Below are 16,921 nucleotides of genomic sequence, written 5' to 3'. Positions count from 1 at the left end.
TGGCGAATATGTACCTGTTTTGTTCGATGTTCGCAATATGTTCCATGTATGTCTTCGCGAGAACTCGCGGTGGTGGGGCGCGATCGGCTTCACGTTGTGTCAGGCGCCGGGCCTCGGATACCCAGATTGCCAGGCATCGGCGGCATGCGACTTCAGAGCCATTTCGCGGCTCCGGGCCGCGCGCGCCGCTGGTCATATGAACATCACCAAGTCATGGGTCCCGCCATCAATCGGTATTCTCACGGACCGATCGGGCGACGGCACGCGCACACCGTCCAGCACCGCATAAGGTTTGCCCTCCTCGTCGGCCTTGTCGAGGGAGCGAACGTCGATCTTATAGTCCGCGGAGTCGATCCTCACCGTCGCCGTGAATCCTGGCCATGCGACAGGCAGGCAGGGCGCGATGACGAGGACGCCGTCTTCCCGGCGTAGGCCCAGGATGCCCTCAATGCCGGCCCGATGCATCCAGGCCGCTGAGCCGGTGTACCAGGTCCAGCCACCGCGCCCGACATGCGGGGCGACGGAGTAGATGTCGGCGGCAACCACATAGGGCTCGACCTTATAGCGCTGGGCGTCTTGGGCCGTGCGGGCGTGGTTGATCGGGTTGAGAAGTGTGAAGAGGTTGTGAGCCCTGTCGCCCGCGCCGAGCCTGGCAAAGGCGAGGACCGCCCACATGGCCGCATGACTGTACTGACCGCCATTTTCCCGCAAGCCGGGCGGATAACCCTTGATGTAACCCGGATCCAGCGGCGTCTGGTCGAATGGAGGGGTGAACAGGAGAGCGAGCTTATCGTCGGTAAGAACCAGATGGCGCTCGAGGGAGGCCATGGCCGTCGTGGCGCGCAGGGAATCGGCGGCGCCAGACAAGACCGCCCAGGACTGCGCGATTGAGTCGATCCGGCACTCTCCGCTGTCTTTCGAACCAAGCCAGGTCCCATCGTCGAAGGTGGCCCGGCGATACCAGTCCCCGTCCCAGGCCGAGCGCTCCAGCGCCCGCCGGACGGATGCCGCATGCCGGCGCCACAGCCGCGCGCGTTCGGGATCACGGCTTTCGGCCATCGGTGCGAACAGCTCAATGGTGCGGATCAGCAGCCATCCGAGCCAGACACTCTCGCCCTTGCCACCTTCACCGACGCGATTCATGCCGTCATTCCAGTCGCCGGTGCCCATCAATGGCAGGCCGAGAGGGCCGGTAAGCGTGACGGCATGATCGAGACCGCGGGCGCAATGCTCGAAGAGCGTATCTGACGTCTCCGCTGGCATGGGTTGGAAGAAATGCTCATGCTCTTCCGGCCGCAATTTCGGCCCGTCGAGATAGGGCACACTCTGGTCGAGAATGGTGGCATCGCCTGTGCTGTCGACATAGGTCGCTGCCGCGAAGGCAAGCCACACGTGATCGTCGGATATGCGTGTGCGTACACCTTGGCCCGATTGGGGCAGCCACCAATGCTGGACGTCGCCCTCGACGAACTGCCGCCCGGCGGCGCGCAGGATATGGCTGCGGGCCTCCGCCGGCAGCGCCAGTGTCAGGGCCATGCCGTCCTGCAATTGGTCACGGAACCCGTACGCGCCGCTGGCCTGGTAGAAGGCCGAACGCGCAGTGATGCGGCAGGCAAGCGTCTGGTAGAGCAGCCAGCCGTTGAGCATGATGTCCATCGCCCGGTCCGGCGTCTTCACTTGAACGGTGCCGAGCACCTCCCTCCAGTGAGCCGTCACCGTTGCGAGAACGGCGTCGAGGTCGGCCTGGCGATAGCGTGAAATCAGTGCCCGTGTTTCATCCGCTGACCCGCATTGGCCAAGGAACGCCACCACCTCCACCGTCTCGTCTATGCCGAGTTCGACCACCGTCTGCAGCGCGGCACACGGATCAAGTCCCGCGCCGGTCGTGCCCGAAAGTGGCACCGTGCCCACGAGACCGAGCGGTGAGATGAGGCCGCCGTCGCGGCCGAGGAATTCCGCACGGTCAGCGGTCCAGGCCGTCTGCCGCCCAGCGAGATCGGCGAAGGCGACGCGGGAGCCGTAGGTCGCATTCCAGCGGTTGCGCGCCAGCATCGCCCCGTTCTGTTCGTCAATTTCTGTCGTGATGAACGGAGCGGAGACACCACGCAGGGCACCGAGCACCCATTCTGTGTAGGCCGTGATGGAAAGCCGTCGCGGCCGCCCCGAGCGGTTGGTCAACGTCAACCGGGAAATCTTGATGGGATCGTCCAGCGGCACGAACTGCAGCAGGTCGAGCGCCACACCGTTCGCCTCATGCTCAAAACGGCTATAGCCGAAGCCATGTCGCGCGACATAAACCCCCTTGTCGCGGATGGGGAGCGCGGTCGGGCACCAAAGATCCCCACTCACTTCGTCGCGCACATAGATCGCCTCGCCCACGGGATCCACGACCGCGTCGTTCGACCATTGGGTGAGCTGGTTTTCCCGGCTATTCTGGGCCCAGCTGTAACCGCCGCCCTCCGCGGACACCTGGAATCCGAAGCCGGCATTGGCAACAACGTTGATCCAGGGAGCGGGTGTCGTGGCCCCCCGCTCCAGGATGGTCACGTACTCACGCCCATCCTTATCGAAGCCTCCAAGGCCATTGAAGAACTCGAGACTCAGTGGCTGGCGCCACGGCGTCGGATTCTGCATCGCGGGCAGCAGCCGGACACGCGGACGAACGGAGGGAGCAGCCGACGTTCGGCGCACGCGAGCGAGCTGATCGGCGATGGTTCCACGCCGCGCCACAAGCACGACACGAGCGACAGACTGCAGCAGTGCGCGCGACTCCACACTCATGAGGTCGGCACGAAGCACGTGGATCGAGCCCTTGGCCTGTTCGTCGCCGACGAGCGGATGAGACGCGTTGGTGCGCACGGCCGTCTCTATGGCGATCTGAAGGTCCTGCACATAAGAGGAGGCGCGCTCATTGATGATGACGAGGTCGACGGCGAGCCGCTTCATTCGCCAATATTCACGCGCGCGCAGCAACTGGCGAACCTGGGCAATGTCCTCGATATCGTCGATTCGCAGGAGCACGATCGGCAGATCACCGGAGATCGCGTGCTGCCAGAGCCCCTGTTGCGGGCCGGCTCCGCGAATGATGGTCTCCGATGCCGACCTGAAACGCCGGTCGGCATAGAGCAATGGCGCGGCAAGCCACTGGAAGTCGGCAGCCTCACCCATGTCCACATCGATATGGCGGAGCTGAACCTGGGCCTGGGTCCAGGCCAGTGTCCGCGCACGGTCGAATGCACTGCGATCATGATGCGTGTCGATCAGATCGAGAAGCTCCTCCCGCGTCGACGCCACCACGGTCCAGAAGGCGACACGCGCAATCTTGCCGGGGGCGATACGTACGCTCTGGCGTAGCGAGAAGACCGGGTCCAGCACCCGGCCGACGGTGTTCGACAGCGGACAACCATCCGACATCGCTTCGGCGGCATTGATGCGGCGCCCGCGTCCAATGAAATTGGCTCGGGCGGTCTCGTACTGCGGATCGGAAGCGACCTCGCCCTCCACCACCGCGAAATGCGCGGCCCATATCTGCGTCTCACCCGGCGTGCGCAGTCGCCGTGTGGCGACGAGGGCGCCGAATTCCGGCAGATGCTCCGTCTCGACGAACATTTTGGCAAAGGCCGGGTGAGCATTGTCGGTGGCCGGGGTCGCGAGAACCAGCTCCGCATACGAGGTCAGTTCGACCTCGCGGCTTCGCCGTCCGGTATTGGTCAGCGAAACGCGGCGCACCTCGCCATTGTGTTCGCCGGAAACGATGACATCCATCGTCGTCGTCAGGCCGGCATCGTGACGGATGAACTCGGCATGGTCCTCGCCGAATACAACGTTACTTTCGCCCGTTTCGCCCGCCATCGGCCGTGTCGTGGCGGACCAGACGTTGCCGCTCTTCATGTCCCGAAGGAAAATGAAGGAGCCCCAGTCGTCACATGTGGCGTCCTCGCGCCAGCGGGTCACCGCGATATCTCGCCAACGGCTGTAGCCGCCACCATCCGCCGTCATCATGACGGCGTAGCTGCCATTGGAGAGCAGATGCGTCACCGGCGCGCCGTCGGCAGGCGTGGTCAGGCGGCGCACCGTCACGCTCTCGCTTCGGGCATCGGCAGCGGCGGCCCGAACCTCTTCGGCGCGGGGACGGGCCACAACAACGTCGCGCGGCGAGCGTTCCTGCAGCAGAAGCTCGCTGGCGCGGATCATCGGTTCACGATGGAATCTGGCCCGCATCTCGCCACCCAGAAGCGTGTTGGCGATCGCAACGATGGTCATGCCCTGGTGGTGCGCCATGAAGCTGCGGACAATGGCCACCTCCTCACCTTCCGGCAGCCGTGACCGCGTGAAATCCAGGGCCTCATAGAAGCCATAGATGCCCTGCGCGCCCAATCCCGCGAGCCGGGCATAGTTTTCCCGTGCGTGCTCGGGATCCACCATGCTGGCGAGCCCGGTGGCATAGGGAGCGACCACGACGTTCTCCGACAGACCGCGCTTCAGGCCGAGCCCCGGCACACCGAAATTGGCATACTGATAGGTGAACTCGATATCGCGCGCATTATAGGCGGATTCGGACATGCCCCACGGAATGCCAAGCGACCGCCCATAGGATTGCTGCCGCTGAACCACGAGGCGGTTGGTCTGTTCGAGTACGCTCCCCGCTGGCGCCCGCATCACCAGCGACGGCATGAGGTACTCGAACATGGATCCGGACCACGAAATCAGTGCGGAACCATTGCCCAGCGGGGTCGCCAACCGACCGAGCCGGAACCAATGGCGGCTGGGGACATCGCCCTTTGCGATGGCAAACAGGCTGGCCAGCCGTGCTTCGGAGGCCAGAAGGTCGTAGCAACTTGGATCGAGACCGTTCTCGGCGAGCGAATAGCCGATCGACAGCAGTTTCCGCTCGGGATCGAGCAGGAAAGCGAAATCCATCTCCATCGCCATGGTCCGCGCCGTGTCGGCGAGCACGGTCAGGCGAGTTCTTGTCGCTGCATCGCTCTGCAAGAGGTGCCGTCGGTCGCGTTCATGCTCGCCAACCGCTTTGCCAAGCGCGTCGATCCAGTACGCGAAGTCCGCGAAGCTCTTGTTGCCGGTCGCGGGGAACATCTCCTGCGCGATACGCGCGGCCCTGTCCGCCAGCCGTTTCAGAATCGGAGCTACGGCCTCGAAGGCCTGCACGCCGTTAAGCTGGGCGTCGATTTCGTCCAGGGCCTCGGTCAACGCTCGCCCCTGCAGGCTCCCGGCTGTCGGCAAGGCAGCGATTGCCGCTCGCGCCAACGCGAGCACATCGGCAATCCCTGAGCGCGCATTCTCGGCGACTGGTGCGTCCGTCCATTCTTCGCAGGCATTGGCCAGCGCGATGAGGTGGCCGGCGAAATTACCGCTGTCGACCGATGAGACATAGTCCGGCGGCAGTGCCGCAAGGTGACGGGTTTCATACCAGTTGAAAAAGTGCCCGCGGAAGCGCGGCAACTTCTTCAGCGTCCCGAACGTCGCTTCCAGCCGCTCGATAGTCTCGATGGTGCCGGCCCAGCCAAAGTCACGGGCGGCGACGGCAGCGAGTAGATAAAGGCCGATATTCGTCGGTGACGTCCGATGGGCGATGACCGGCTTCGGCACCTCCTGGAAATTGTCCGGCGGCAGCATGTTGTCGTCCGGCGTCACGAAGGTCTCAAAATACCTCCAGGTACGCCGAGCGATCAGCCGCAAGTCACGCGCGTCGGAATTTCCGAGCACCAGCCGACGCGACACTTTGGGGGAGCGGCTCGCCCATCGCGCGATAAGGGGCGCGCTCGACCAGAGCAACGTAAACGGCAAGACAAGAGGCCAGGAGGACGGCGCCAGCGCGAGAGCGCCAGCCGCCAAGACGAGGGTCAGGACGCTGGAGCACGCCATCTGCCGGTAGAAACCGAGGAGGTCCAGTTGCGGGCCAGCGGAGGACGTGGCGGACGTCGTCCATTCCAGCAGATGTCGGCGCGTCACAAGCACCCGCACCAGTGTGCGAACCCCTGCATCAGCGGCACGCCAAGCCTGATCGGGAAGAAAGACGAGCGCCAGCCATGTCTGGGCGGCGGCAAGATTCACATCATCCATCAACCCGGCGAGGTGACTTCGCATCCGCACATCGGGGCGGCGCGGGATCAGGCGGAAGACGATCGGCAGGAAAGCGGGAACGGCTATAGTGCCAAGGGTCAACAGCGTACCGATAAGCGCTGCAGGCATCGGAAACAGCCAGCAGAGGCACATGGCCGACAATGTGAGCGGCGCATGCGTGGAGCGCCGGAGGTTGTCGAGCATCTTCCCCCGCCCCACCGGGGTCAGCGCACGCGGTCCGGTTCCGTGTCCGAAGATCCACGGGAGCAGCTGCCAGTCGCCGCGCATCCAGCGATGTTGCCGCTTGGCGACGACATCATACCGCGAGGGGAACTCCTCCACGACCTCGACATCCGAGGCCAGCCCCGCGCGTGCGAAGACACCCTCGAAGAGATCGTGGCTGAGCAGCGTATTCTCAGGAATGCGTCCCGCCAGCGAGGCCTCGAAGGCGTCCACCTCATAGATGCCCTTGCCGGTGTAGGAACCTTCACCGAACAGATCCTGATAGACGTCGGAAACCGCCGCGGCATAAGGGTCCATGCCACCGCCGCCGGAAATGACCCTCTGGTAGAATGAGCCTTCGCGGCCTATCGGCAGCGAGGGCGTGACCCGCGGCTGGAGAATGCCGTAGCCCCCGACGACACGCTGCTCAGCGGGGCTGAACATCGGCCGGTTCAGCGGATGTGCCATCTTGCCGATCAGTCGGAGCGCCGCGTCACGCGGAAGCCGCGTATCGGCGTCGAGTGTGATGACGTAGCGCACGTCCGCCGGAACGCGAGGCGCATGCCCCGCGACAGTCATGAAGGACGTATCGTCGGCTCCGCGCAGCAGACGGTTGAGCTCATGCAGCTTGCCCCGCTTGCGCTCCCATCCCATCCATTTGCCTTCGGCTGGATTGAACCGGCGTCGACGATGCAACAGCAGGAAGCGATCGCCACCCGGACCTGGCCCGTGACGCAGGTTCAACTGCTCGATCGCCTGCGACGCGCACTCCAAAAGCGGCGCGTCGCCAATCATGACTTCGCCATCGGCATCGACGCCGTCAGAGAGCAAGGCAAAAGTGAGATCCCCGCCGGCACCGGAGAGAAAGTGAACCTCGAGCCGCTCGACCTGTTCGCGAAGATCCGCCTCGTTGGTGAGGAGCGTCGGCACGGCGACAAGGGTGCGCAGCGAGGGCGGCACGCCGCCCGCAAGTTCCAAACCGGGCAGACTGGTCGCGCCGAACAACAAGGCGACGGCGCGGTTCACCATGGCGGTCGCAACCTCGCTGGCCGGGATGAAGCCAACCAGGGCGAGTGTCACCAGCCACCCCAGCGACAGTCCCGACGACGAAAGAGCGTAAAGCGCCAGCCCGACCAGTACGCAGGTAACCGCGAGAATGGTGCCGACATAGCCCCCGATCCCCAGCCGGATGCTGAGGCGACTGAGACGAAGACGCACCGGCGGGCGGAAGTTGACCGTCCGCTCGAACGCATTCCGCCCATAGCCGATGAGATAGTAGCCGGGATCGCAGGCCGGGTCGGACGACCCCTGCTGTGACTGGGCAGATTGTGCGGCAGCCACGGCTTCCAGTGCCAAATTGGCAATGCCCAACTCGGACTCCGACGAGGCGCGGGCAAGTTGCTCGATCGCGTTTCGGTAGAGATCGCGTGTGGGGAAATCCATCGTGGCGAAGGCGCTGCCCGCACCCAGCCTTTCATCGACCAGGCTGACGCTCTCGAACAGTTCGGCCCAGTCGATGTCCGAGATCAGCCGCATGCTGGTGATGACATTCCGCACGCTGACATTGGAAGCGCCCAGCCGCTGCTGAGCGTGCTGGACCACGCCCTCGACCGAGCTGCCCTGTGCTGCCAGTCGCGTCTCCAGCCATCCCAGCGCGGGAGTCGTCCGGGGGTCCTGGTCCCTGAGACGCTTGACCAGCTGGGCCGCGAACGCTGCCGACAAAGGCTCCGGAGAACGGATCAGTATGTCCGCGTCGAGCGCCGTCCGGGCCTCTCCGGAGGCGCGCAGCTGGTCCGCAAGGAGGTCGGCCTCACGACGCGCCTGGCGTCCAGCGGTGATCTGGTCGGCTAGCCGACGCAGGTTTTCGATGAGTACGATGCGCAGCGTGATCGCCACCGCCCACAGTTCGCCGATGGTCAGCGGCTGTACCTGTTGATAGGCCGCGATAAAGCGGCGCAGCATCTCGGGATCGAAATGGCTGTCGGTATGGGCAACATAAGCCCATGCAAGGCCAAGCACCCTGGGATAGCCGGCGAACGGCCCGTCGGCGAGCTTGGGTAGCTGCCTGTAGTAACCCGGTGGCAGGTCATCGCGAATTTCGCGGATCTGCTCCTCGATGAGATGATAATTGTCGAGCAGCCATTCAGCCGCGGGCACCACGGTGCGATGGGCTTCTGCGTCTCCCGCTGTCGCCCGATAGGCAGTGAGCAGGACGCTGGCGTTGCTTCTCAGCCGCGCGTGCAGCGAGGGCACGGATGGCGGTGGCAACGTGATCGACTGGGCTCTCGCCAGACTTCTTGCATGTTGTTCCAACCGCTCGGCGCCGAACAGCTCCTCGCGGATTGGCGACGTGTCGTCCCAGACAGAGCCTCTCCACGGGCGCCCCCGCCACGTCGAAAGCTGGGTTTCATAGCAGCGGCGAAGATCAGCGATCGGGTTCATGGATACCTTCCGGTCCGGCGTGGCGCGAGAGGCATGGGCAGGCGGCGGTCGAGGGCCATAGCCGTCGACAAACAGCAAGTCTGTTCGAACGCAACGTGGCCGAAGGACGGACGACGGCGCGACCGAGGCGTGCCGGCTATGCGCGTGCGACGCCGGAATGAAGCGGACGGTTCGAAGACGGCACCGCAGCAGCAGCCTGAGGCGCGCGCCAGCCTGAACGCCGGTGCCAATGTTGAGCCGCCGGCAGTTCGCCCACGAGGTCGACATGCGCGGCGCCCCCGTCCGGCGACAGGCGCTTCTCGGAGAAGCGAAGATTCAGCAATCGACCTTCGTCCGTGCGCAGGCTCAGATCGTCCCGACCGAATACCTGTTTCAGCGTCGAGGCCGGCAGGCGGATCTCGCCGCAGCTCATGACCTGGCCGGAATTTGAGAGATAACCGTCGAAATCATAGTGCGTCAGCGCGACCGCTGCTCCTGCGCAGAGAAGCTGGCCGGTCCCACGAAGTCCACCAAGATAGTCCATGGCCGCTTTCTCCTTGTCGGGTGTGCTGTTAGGTCCGGGCGTCGTCTTCCAGCGCTTTTGTCAGCTCGTCGGAATTGACCACATGGACCTGGCCGGAATTGCCCGGTGTGATGATGGCCGGCGTATGGAGCATCGTTGCGGAACGCCGATAAGCGAGGAAGGTGAGGTCCGGAATCGCCTCTTCGTCGATCACAAGTCGATAAGTCCCGGCCGGCTGCGGACTATCGATGCCGCTCAACTTGAATGGATGCCTGAACGTCACCGTGGTTTCGCGGGTTCGAATCGTCATGGCGATGCTCAGCCCTTCTTTTTCGGCGGCCTGATCGATGCGAGCTGCCTGTCTTCGGGCGAGCCAACGACGACAGGCCCCCTGATTTTCTTCGGCTTCCTCGCCTCGCGATTACCGCGCAGCTGGCCCTTGGCCCTGACGTACTCTCCATGTCGCATTGACCGGGCGACGTCAGAACGAAAAGCCCCGCGACCTGCGGGAGGCACGGGGCCACAAGGCGCAAGGCGCCTCGGATCGCATATTCATCGTTCGTCCTGGCCGCCAGTACATCCGTGGTCGACCGGCGAGGCGATGTGTTATCGGCGAACCCGAAGATCGGGCGCCCGCCGATGTCGTGCCATCAACTGATCGACTGGAGCCTGTCGGCGGACATCTTACCGCTTCTCTGGTCAGCGACGAGCTCAAAGCCCACCTTCTGACCTTCGCGCAGATCGCTCATGCCGGCGCGCTCCACAGCACTGATGTGAACAAACGCGTCGCTACCGCCGTCATCCGGCGCGATGAATCCAAAGCCCTTCTGAGCGTTGAACCATTTTACGGTTCCCGTGGTCATGGGAAACCCCTTTATAATTATTATTCTGGCTTGCCCGCAAAAACGCAGACCGTCGAAATCGCATTTTCAGGAAGAGAGAACCTAATGACCCGAAAAAGCGTTCGAGAGATAGACGTTCATCTTGCCGTTTATCGACTGAATTAATATGTGCTCTCAAGATGGATATTACAAGCGCGGCGGGTTTTTAATATTCGAACCATTTTTTCTTATGCCTGGTGTCGTTCCAGCATTGAGAATGGCCCCCAACGTGTTCGCGCATTGCGGAACATGAGGCACAGCGAGCACCGGCTCGAGACGCGGCGTTGCCCATTGAAGGCGGCAGCAGATGAAGCGGGAGATTTCAGTGATCAGGTTGAGAATTCGGCACCGGACGACCTATCGCTACAACCGCTCCGTGAGCCTGCGCCCCCATTGCCTCATGTTGCGCCCGCGGGAGTCCCGCGAGCTTAGACTGGGCTCCATGGAACTGATCGTCGAACCGGAGGCGATGGTGACATGGGCGCACGACGTCGCCGGAAACATGGTCGCGACCGCGACATTTCACGCGATGACCGACAGGCTGATGATCGAGAGCATCTCTGAGATCGAACTCGATGCCGTGGAATGGCCGGTCTTCGAGGTCGCCGCATCGGCGATTTTCTATCCCTTCCAGTACAGCCTGGACGAATGGACAGATCTCGGCGCCCTGACGACGCCCCAATATCCCGATCCGACGGGAAGACTGCGAGCATGGAGCCAGGCGTTCGTCCGAAGCGCTCCCACCGACACTCTGGCATTATTGAAGGACATCAATTCCGGCGTCGCTGCGTGGATTTCCTATCAGGGTCGCGACGATGAAGGCACCCAGTCGCCGATAGAGACCCTCGACCGCGGCTGGGGATCATGCCGCGACATGGCCGTGCTGCTCATCGAGGCTGTCCGCACGCTGGGGTTCGGTGCGCGGATCGTCTCCGGCTATCTGCACAATCCCTCCCAGGAGATCGTGGGCTCAACCGGCGCAGGAACCACTCATGCATGGGCGGAGGTCTATGTACCCGGAGCCGGATGGATCACCTTTGATCCGACGAACCAAAGCGTCGGCGGGGCCAACCTCATTCCTGTCGCGGTGGGCCGGGACATCCGTCAGGTGATGCCGGTAATCGGCGAGTTTATTGGCATGAGCAATGCGTTCGAAGCGATGGAGGTGGAGGTTTCCGTCCGCGACGTACCGGCAGCTGAAACCCGATGAAGTCCGAAGTGGTGTCTGCCGAACGCTGTCTGGCGGTCATTCCAGCAACCGGCGCACGGGCACCGCACCTCATCGGCAAAAAGCGCTCCCGGAGAGGCCTTTCCTATCGCAGTAAGACGTCGCTTTCGTACCCGAAGCAACAGTAGTGGCCGAGATCACCCAGCACAACGCACCCGACCGCTCCTTGCGCCGTCGCCGCTTGAGTACTTTGCCGGCCGCGCAGGCTGCCAACACCTCCACCCCGCGGGGGGGAAGCGAAACCACCCCAAGCCAACGCCAGCCATTGAGCTTCCCACGATTTGTCACCGGCGAGAGGTCGACATCGCCGATCACCTCGTCCCTTGCTGGGCAAGGAGCGCACGCAAATTCGCCGCCGCGGCGCACAAAGTGACAGTGCGGGGAGCGACCCTACAGTGCTCCCCACCATCGAAAGCCTGGGCGGCCACGGTGGCTGTTCTGGTCGCACACTCATAGGAGTGGCTATAAATGCTACCGACCGGCATGACGGCAATGAAGCCAAGGGTCAAACGGTCATATTGGTCGCCACGATCCGAACGATAGAGCAGCCAGTCTTGCCGGCCGAGAGGCACGATGTGGCACCGGGAGGGCCTCATGCAGATCACACTGACAGAGGCCGCACCGGCAGAACCGTCGGAATCGGCGATGCAGCAGTTTCTCCGGCGCGTCGACCTGACGTCGCTTCGGCTTTTCATCGCCATTTGCGAGGAGGGCTCGCTGACACGCGCGGCCCTGCGTGAAGGGATTGCCGCCTCCGCGGTCTCCAAGCGACTGTCCGATCTGGAGGGGATCCTCGGCGTGTCCCTATTCGACCGGTTAGCGCGCGGCATGGCGCTTACCCCGGCCGGCGAAACGCTGTTGCACCATGCCCGCATCACAATACGAACCATCGAGAAGATGGGCGCCGAACTGGGAGAATACTCGATGGGCGTGCGCGGTCACGTGCGCATGCTGGCCAACCTCTCCGCCATCGTCCAATTCCTGCCGGAGGACCTGCCGGCGTTTCTGGAAACGCACAGCTTGCTGCGCTTCGACCTCCAGGAATGCCCCAGCTCGGACGTGGTGCGCGGCATCGAGGAGGGCGCGGCCGACATCGGCATATGCGCAGGAGACATCGAAAGCCGGTCGCTTGAGACCTTCCGCTACCGCCGGGACCGGCTGGTCGTCGTCGCCCGCCGGGATCATCCACTGGCCGGCCACGAGCGCGTCTCTTTCGAGGAGACGCTTGATTTCGACTTCATCGGCCTGCACGCGGCCAGTTCCATCTTCCTGCGCTCGCAATACGCCGCCAGCCTCGCGGGACGAAGCATCAAGCTGCGCGTGCATGTACCCGGCTTCGACGCCGTGTGCCGCATGGTGCAAGCCAATATGGGCCTTGGCATCATTCCCGATCGAGCCTTCGATATTCTGGGCAAGAGCATGAATTTGAAAGCGATTCCGCTGCGCGACCCATGGGCCCGGCGACAGCTCAAGCTGGTCGTGCGCGAGGTCGAGAGCCTGCCGCCGACGGCGCGGTTGTTGCTCGAACACCTGCGTGCCAAGGACCGGTCGGAGCGTCGTGTGCGCCGCACGATCGACTGAGACCGTTCGCGTATCGCGAACGGTCTTTGTCTAAAGACTATTGGACCTGCGGCGGCTTTCGACCGATAGAGCAAAAAAAAGCATATCTGGGAGGAGCGTCGCATATGGAAGGATCCGCAGAGATCCCGAATGGGGGTCCGCTTGCCGGAATTCGCGTTGTCGAGCTCGGCAACCTGATCGCCGCCCCTTTTGCTGCGCGGCTGATGGCGGAATTCGGTGCGGAAGTCATCAAGGTCGAAGCTCCGGGCGAAGGCGATCCCATTCGCAAATGGCGCAAGCTCCACAACGGCACATCCCTGTGGTGGTACCTGCAGTCGCGCAACAAGAAGTCCATTGCCATCAATCTTCGCGTGCCTGAGGGCCAGGAGATCGTCCGCCGCCTAGTGCGGGACGCGGATGTGCTGATCGAGAATTTTCGTCCCGGCACGCTGGAGCGCTGGGGCATGGGTTGGGATGTCCTCAAGGAGATCAATCCCAACCTGGTCATGGTCCGGATTTCCGGCTTCGGCCAGGACGGCCCCTACCGCGAGCGCCCCGGCTTCGGCTCGGTGGGCGAGGCGATGGGTGGCATGCGCTTCACCACCGGTGACCCGGATCGCCCGCCGGCGCGCACCGGCATTTCCATCGGCGACTCCCTCGCCGCCCTTCACGCGGTGATGGGCGCCTTGATGGCGCTGGTGCGCATCAAGTCGGGGCACGGGGCGGGACAGGTGGTCGACGTGTCGCTGTTCGAGAGCGTCTTCAACATGATGGAGAGCCTCGTTCCCGAATACGACCTCATGGGATATGTGCGCGAACGGTCCGGCGGCTCTCTTCCGGGCATTGCGCCGTCGAACTCCTACCCCACTGCCGAAGGCAGCTATGTGATCGTCGCCGGCAATGGCGACGCCATCTTCAAGAGACTTATGACGGCGATCGGTCGCGCGGATCTCGCCAACGACCCCCGCCTCGCTTCGAATGATGGCCGTGTGACCCATGTCGAGGAGATCGACGGCGTCATCACCGAATGGACGCGGCGTCATTCCATCGAGGAGGTCACCGCGGCGCTGGACCGAGCCGACGTTCCCAACGGGCGGATCTATTCGGTCGCCGACATCATTAGCGACCCGCAATACCTCAGCCGCGATATGATCCTGCCCTCGCAGCTTCCCGATGGGACCAACGTGAAGATGCCTGGCATCGTGCCCAAACTGTCGGAAACGCCCGGCGTGGTGAACTGGGCCGGCCCCAGGCTCGGCGAACACACATCCGCACTGATGGCCGGGCTCGGCTATGACCCCAGTGAGATAGAAACCCTCGTCGCCAGCGGCGTGGTGGCGCGCTCGGACGCCGAAGGAGACGGCGCATGACGTGGGAGAACTTACCCGGGCACGTCTATATTCAGGAAGTCGTGACGCGCGACGGTCTTCAGATCGAGCCCCGCTTCCTGCCGACCCAGGACAAGGTCGCGCTGATTGACGCGCTGTCGCAGACCGGAGTGGCGAAGATCGAGGTGACGTCCTTTGTCTCGCCCAAGGCGGTCCCGAACCTCGCCGATGCGCGCGACGTGGCAAAGTTGATCAAGCGCCGCCCCGGCGTCACCTATGTCGCGCTGGTGCCGAACCTGCGCGGCGCGCAGGAGGCGCTGACGGCCAATATGGACGAGCTCAACCTCGTCATGTCGGTGAGCGAGACCCACAATCGCGCGAACATGCGCATGACGCCCGAGCAGTCGCTTGAAGGTTTCCGCACGATCGTCGAATCCGCCCGCGGTACGCCAGCCACGCTTAACGGCTCCATCGCCACCGCCTTCGGCTGCCCCTTTGAGGGGAAGCAGCCCGAGGCGAAGGTGCTGAAGCTGGCGGAGGACTACCTCTCCCTAGGCCTCGATTCCATCACCCTTGCCGACACCACCGGCATGGCCAATCCCCGGCAGGTCGCGGACCTCGTATCGGCATTTCGCCGCCGGTTCGGATCCGTGCCGCTGACGCTTCATTTTCACAATACGCGCGGGATGGGACTGGCCAACGTCGTCTCCGCGCTCAGTGTCGGCGCGGACCGTTTCGATGCCTCGCTCGGCGGCATTGGCGGCTGCCCTTTCGCGCCGGGCGCGACCGGCAACATCTCGACCGAGGATCTGGTCCACATGCTGGACGAGATGGGCATCCCCACCGGGGTCGATCTTGCAGGTCTCCTCGCGCTCGCGCGGAGCCTGCCAGCCTTGCTCGGTCACGACATCCCCGGACAGGTTGCCAAAGCGGGTCGGAGCGGTGATCTCCACCCTGCCCCGGCAGACATTCACCTCGCGGCGAAATAACAAGAAGCGCCGAATGGGAGGATATGACATGGACACAGCCGTGCGGCACCAGCCCGCCGAGCCGATGTCGCCCGTCGCCGCCACCGCACCGCTGGCGGTGGCGCTCGACGACGTGAGCATCAGCTTCGCGATGAAGGGGCAGCCCGTCTACAAAGCGGTTGCGCCGACATCGCTCCACGTGCGCGAAGGCGAGTTCGTCGCCATTGTCGGCCCGACGGGCTGCGGAAAGTCGACCCTGCTCAACGCGACGGCCGGGCTACTGACGCCTGCTGGCGGCAAGGTCACGATCTTCGGCGAGCCTCTCGCCGGGCTGAACCCGCAGGCCGGCTACCTGTTCCAGCAGGACGCGCTGATGCCGTGGAAATCGGCGCTCGACAATGTCGCGATCGCGCTCGAGATCAATGGCACGCGCCGCGCCGACGCGCTGGCCGAGGCCCAGAACTGGCTGAAGAAGGTCGGACTGTCGCGTTTCGCCGACCGCTACCCCCATCAGCTTTCCGGCGGCCAGCGCAAACGCGTCGGCCTCGCCCAGGTGCTGGTGCGTCACCCCAAGATCCTGCTGATGGACGAGCCGTTCGGCCCACTCGATGCCCAGACGCGGCAGATAATGGGAACGCTGCTGCTGAACCTGTGGGCTCAGGACCGCAAGGCGGTGATGTTCGTCACCCACGATCTGGAGGAAGCCATCGCGCTGTCGGATCGCGTCGTCATCATGTCGGCCGGACCCGAGGCGCGGATCATCGGTAACTTCCCGATTGATCTCGCTCGTCCGCGCGATACCGCCGAGATCCGGCTCGACCCGGGCTTCCATGATCTGCACCGGCAGATCTGGGATCAGCTGAAGAGCGAAGTTGCAAAGACCTACGGGGAGGACATGCCCTCATGAAGACGCACCCCGCGAAGCTGCTTCTGCTGCAGATCCTCGTCGCCGTTGCCGTGATCGCCTTCTGGCAGTTCGGCGCGACCGTGCCGATCGGCGGCGACTATCTGCTGCCGGAGTTCTTCTTCTCCAAGCCCTGGGATGTGATCTCCCGGGTCTACGAACTGTTCGCGACCGGCGTGATCTGGAAGCACCTGCGGATCACCCTCACCGAAACTGTGCTGGCCTTCATCATCGGCTCGGTAGGCGGCATCGTCATCGGCTTCTGGTTCGCCCGCAAGCCGACCGTTGCGGCGGTATTCGACCCCTATGTGAAGATGGCTAACGCCCTTCCGCGCGTTGTTCTGGCGCCGATCTTCATGCTGTGGCTCGGCCTCGGCATCTGGTCGAAGGTCGCGCTGGGCGTCACGCTGGTGTTCTTCATCGTGTTCTTCAACGTCTATCAGGGCGTGAAAGAGGTGAGCCCGGTCGTTCTCGCCAATGCCCGCATGATGGGAATGAACGAGCGCCAGCTGTTTCGTAACGTGTACTGGCCCTCTGCCCTGTCCTGGATGTTCTCTTCGCTGCACACCTCGGTCGGCTTCGCGCTGGTCGGTGCGGTGGTGGGCGAATATCTCGGCTCGTCGGCGGGGCTGGGCTACCTCATCCATCAGGCAGAGGGCGTTTTCGACGTGACCGGCGTGTTTGCCGGCATGGTCATTCTCGCCGCCTTCGTGCTTGTCATCGACGTGGGCGTGACCCGGGTCGAGCGACGCCTTCTCGTGTGGCGGCCCCAGCCGACGGGCGAGCAGAACTGACAACGAAACCG

General features: G+C 63.8%; 10 protein-coding genes. 6 read left to right on the top strand and 4 right to left on the bottom strand.

From position 1 onward, the window contains the following. Positions 1-192: 192 nt before the first annotated feature. The 4 genes from G3A50_RS18630 to G3A50_RS18615 all read right to left on the bottom strand — a co-directional run bounded on the left by G3A50_RS18630 (position 193) and on the right by G3A50_RS18615 (position 10,110). The gene (locus tag G3A50_RS18630; RefSeq protein WP_163076637.1) at positions 193-8,745 is read right to left on the bottom strand and encodes a glycoside hydrolase family 94 protein; all 8,553 of its coding nucleotides are present in this window, start codon (positions 8,743-8,745) and stop codon (positions 193-195) included. Between the two features lie 136 nt (positions 8,746-8,881). Next, positions 8,882-9,268 (bottom strand): hypothetical protein, encoded by a 387-nt coding sequence (locus G3A50_RS18625; protein ID WP_210255170.1) that lies wholly within the window; start codon positions 9,266-9,268, stop codon positions 8,882-8,884. Positions 9,269-9,296: 28 nt separating this feature from the next. After that, the gene (locus G3A50_RS18620; protein ID WP_163076636.1) at positions 9,297-9,557 is read right to left on the bottom strand and encodes a hypothetical protein; all 261 of its coding nucleotides are present in this window, start codon (positions 9,555-9,557) and stop codon (positions 9,297-9,299) included. 340 nt (positions 9,558-9,897) lie between these two features. Next, positions 9,898-10,110, bottom strand: coding sequence for a cold-shock protein (locus G3A50_RS18615; RefSeq protein WP_163076635.1), 213 nt, complete (start codon positions 10,108-10,110; stop codon positions 9,898-9,900). Positions 10,111-10,453: 343 nt separating this feature from the next. Here G3A50_RS18615 and G3A50_RS18610 point away from each other — a divergent pair, with 343 nt between their 5' ends. From G3A50_RS18610 to G3A50_RS18585, 6 genes are all read left to right on the top strand, one after another. Beyond that, complete coding sequence (locus tag G3A50_RS18610; protein ID WP_163077835.1) at positions 10,454-11,338, top strand: transglutaminase family protein; 885 nt, start codon at positions 10,454-10,456, stop codon at positions 11,336-11,338. A 612-nt stretch (positions 11,339-11,950) separates the two neighbouring features. Next, positions 11,951-12,937, top strand: coding sequence for a LysR family transcriptional regulator (locus G3A50_RS18605; RefSeq protein ID WP_246251869.1), 987 nt, complete (start codon positions 11,951-11,953; stop codon positions 12,935-12,937). A gap of 104 nt (positions 12,938-13,041) precedes the next feature. Beyond that, positions 13,042-14,286, top strand: coding sequence for a CaiB/BaiF CoA transferase family protein (locus G3A50_RS18600; protein WP_163076634.1), 1,245 nt, complete (start codon positions 13,042-13,044; stop codon positions 14,284-14,286). After that, on the top strand, positions 14,283-15,233 hold the full coding sequence (locus G3A50_RS18595) for a hydroxymethylglutaryl-CoA lyase (RefSeq protein ID WP_163076633.1): 951 nt from the start codon (positions 14,283-14,285) through the stop codon (positions 15,231-15,233). The genes G3A50_RS18600 and G3A50_RS18595 overlap by 4 nt, the downstream gene beginning before the upstream one ends. A 28-nt stretch (positions 15,234-15,261) precedes the next feature. After that, on the top strand, positions 15,262-16,119 hold the full coding sequence (locus G3A50_RS18590; protein WP_425483420.1) for an ABC transporter ATP-binding protein: 858 nt from the start codon (positions 15,262-15,264) through the stop codon (positions 16,117-16,119). Beyond that, on the top strand, positions 16,116-16,910 hold the full coding sequence (locus G3A50_RS18585; protein WP_163076632.1) for an ABC transporter permease: 795 nt from the start codon (positions 16,116-16,118) through the stop codon (positions 16,908-16,910). Before G3A50_RS18590 ends, G3A50_RS18585 begins: the two co-directional genes overlap by 4 nt. Positions 16,911-16,921: the final 11 nt, after the last annotated feature.

This window comes from Ancylobacter pratisalsi (assembly GCF_010669125.1).
GTDB classification, from domain to species: Bacteria; Pseudomonadota; Alphaproteobacteria; order Rhizobiales; family Xanthobacteraceae; genus Ancylobacter; species Ancylobacter pratisalsi.
Note: the sequence above shows the minus strand (reverse complement) of the source record. Positions and strands in the feature narration are given on the sequence as shown.

What these genes read in the sequence shown, in the direction of transcription:
- G3A50_RS18620 (WP_163076636.1), bottom strand. Translation starts at nt 9,557, where the DNA reads ATGACGATTCGAACCCGCGAAACCACGGTGACGTTCAGGCATCCATTC.
- G3A50_RS18595 (WP_163076633.1), top strand. Translation starts at nt 14,283, where the DNA reads ATGACGTGGGAGAACTTACCCGGGCACGTCTATATTCAGGAAGTCGTG.
- G3A50_RS18630 (WP_163076637.1), bottom strand. Translation starts at nt 8,745, where the DNA reads ATGAACCCGATCGCTGATCTTCGCCGCTGCTATGAAACCCAGCTTTCG.
- G3A50_RS18615 (WP_163076635.1), bottom strand. Translation starts at nt 10,110, where the DNA reads ATGACCACGGGAACCGTAAAATGGTTCAACGCTCAGAAGGGCTTTGGA.
- G3A50_RS18625 (WP_210255170.1), bottom strand. Translation starts at nt 9,268, where the DNA reads ATGGACTATCTTGGTGGACTTCGTGGGACCGGCCAGCTTCTCTGCGCA.
- G3A50_RS18600 (WP_163076634.1), top strand. Translation starts at nt 13,042, where the DNA reads ATGGAAGGATCCGCAGAGATCCCGAATGGGGGTCCGCTTGCCGGAATT.
- G3A50_RS18585 (WP_163076632.1), top strand. Translation starts at nt 16,116, where the DNA reads ATGAAGACGCACCCCGCGAAGCTGCTTCTGCTGCAGATCCTCGTCGCC.
- G3A50_RS18590 (WP_425483420.1), top strand. Translation starts at nt 15,262, where the DNA reads ATGGACACAGCCGTGCGGCACCAGCCCGCCGAGCCGATGTCGCCCGTC.
- G3A50_RS18605 (WP_246251869.1), top strand. Translation starts at nt 11,951, where the DNA reads ATGCAGATCACACTGACAGAGGCCGCACCGGCAGAACCGTCGGAATCG.